2 protein-coding genes are annotated in these 1,992 nt (G+C 42.8%); both read left to right on the top strand.

The window, feature by feature from the left end:
* Window positions 1-132: 132 nt before the first annotated feature.
* Entirely contained in the window at window positions 133-1,113 is a 981-nt protein-coding gene (locus tag NSB25_RS28990; protein ID WP_103242805.1) for an ISL3 family transposase, read from the top strand.
* Window positions 1,110-1,922 carry a transposase gene (locus NSB25_RS28985; protein ID WP_103242806.1) on the top strand — a complete coding sequence of 271 codons (813 nt, stop codon included), beginning with the start codon at window positions 1,110-1,112 and terminating at the stop codon, window positions 1,920-1,922. Before NSB25_RS28990 ends, NSB25_RS28985 begins: the two co-directional genes overlap by 4 nt.
* The last annotated feature ends 70 nt before the right edge of the window (window positions 1,923-1,992 follow it).

Here is a 1,992-nt window from a genome sequence, read left to right as displayed (position 1 = left end):
GGTTCTTTCTGAACTTTGGGTATAATCAATAAATAAGACAGGATTTACACCTGTCTTATTTATTGATTTATTACTTCTCATATTTGGGTATTTGTGTTATAATAGAGACATCAAAATGAGAGGTGAACACAAATGAAATATTCCCCTTCCTCAGATAATTCGCTGCTATACGGTAAGAACCAATTCATATACAGAACAGAAGAAACGGATGACAGGATTGACATTTTCCTGAAATCATCTGTCCATAGTTGTAAGTGCCCGCTCTGCGGAACAAGATCTTCGGATCTACATGCCACTTACGAACGGACCTTGCAGGATGTCCCTATACGATGTAAGCCAACGTATGTCCATGTGAATGTTTTCAAATATGACTGTGTAAACACTGAATGCCGCCAGAAAGTATTTATGGAGCCGTTGTCCTTTGCATCTGCTTCCCAGGTTCGGACAGATTCCTTAAACGCATTGGTCCTGGCCATGGCAATGTTCATGAGTAATGAAGGAGCCAGCACTGTTCTGTCACTTATGGGTGTCGCTATAAGCAACGATACCATCCAACGTTTGTATGACAGGATTGAATTCAAAGATGACCCTGATGTGGAAGCTGTTGGAATTGACGACGTAGCCATGAGAAAAGGTCAAAAGTATGCGACGGCAATTTATGACCTGAAGGACCACCACATGATCGCCCTGTTGGAAGGAAGGGATGGCGCCCCATTGAAGGAATGGTTAAAAGGCCATAAGAAGATCCGGCTGGTCGCAAGGGATCGGGCCAGTGCATATGCATCTGCGATCAGTGAGGTGCTGCCGGAGTGTACGCAGGTTGCGGACCGTTTTCACCTGATGCAGAATCTGCTGGATAAGATGAAGGACATCTTCAAAAACGAAATACCTGCTACTATATTCATAAAGGACGGAGCAGTGTTGGACAAGGCCCCCGAAAAGGAAGTCAGGGAGAAGGGGTTTGACGGGAATCTGCTGGATGGTATTTCCTATGATAATTCGCCACCGGTTGATGAAGATGGAGCTGAAATTGAATTCAAGAGCAAGAAGCGGAACCTCAACAGCAAGCAGTATAAGAAGAATGCCTGTAACAGGGAAAAAAACAGCAATTGATACGTGACATTCAGCTGTTTTGGGAGGGCCTGCCAAAGAAGAAGATCAGCCTGGTGTGCCGGGAGTATGGCATTGCAAGGCATACAGCTGAAAAATATGTTTCCATGACAGATGACCAGATCAACGGGATGGATGCACCCAAGGACTATAAAACCAGGAAACGTGCCGGGAATGGTTTCGTAAATATCATATATAAAATGATGGCGGATGGATACGATGATGAGATCATATACCAATATCTCCGGAAATCCGGGGTGTCGACTTCGCGTAATACATTGTTTGATTACATGAAAGCCATTAGCAGGGAAAACTTTCCGGATCGAAAAAGAATGTATGGCATGAGGCTCATGGATGAAAGATATCCTGATGATGTAATTGTCATCAGACGGAATGAATTATTAAGATACATCCTGACAATAGATCCGAAGAAAGAAAAGGACAAGGTCATTTCTGGAAACCTGGAGATCATTAAGAAGAAGTTCCCAATGGTCACATGGGTTGCAGATACATTCCATGAGTTCCACGGGATACTGATGGGTGACGAACCTGAGGAAATAGATAGATATATCGAGAAATATGCTGATACGGAACTGTCCTCTTTCTGTAATAGTTTAAAAAAAGATATCTCTTCGGTCAGGAATGCGATATCCATGGACGTGAGTTCTGGGTTTGTCGAAGGGAACAACAACAAATTTAAACTCATCAAGCGTATGGTATATGGCAGGTCTAAGATTGTCAACCTGACCAAAAAATGCAAGCTCGCTTTTCTGATCAAAACTAAAGATTTTACCCTTATGGATCTGATATAAATTAAGCCGTCAGAACACTTATCTGACGGCTTAATTGCGGTGCTTTCATACCCAAAGTTCAGAAAGAACC

Origin of the sequence: Acetatifactor muris, from assembly GCF_024623325.1 — a bacterium.
GTDB classification, from domain to species: domain Bacteria; phylum Bacillota; class Clostridia; order Lachnospirales; family Lachnospiraceae; genus Acetatifactor; species Acetatifactor muris.
This window is presented reverse-complemented; position numbering and strand designations above follow the sequence as displayed.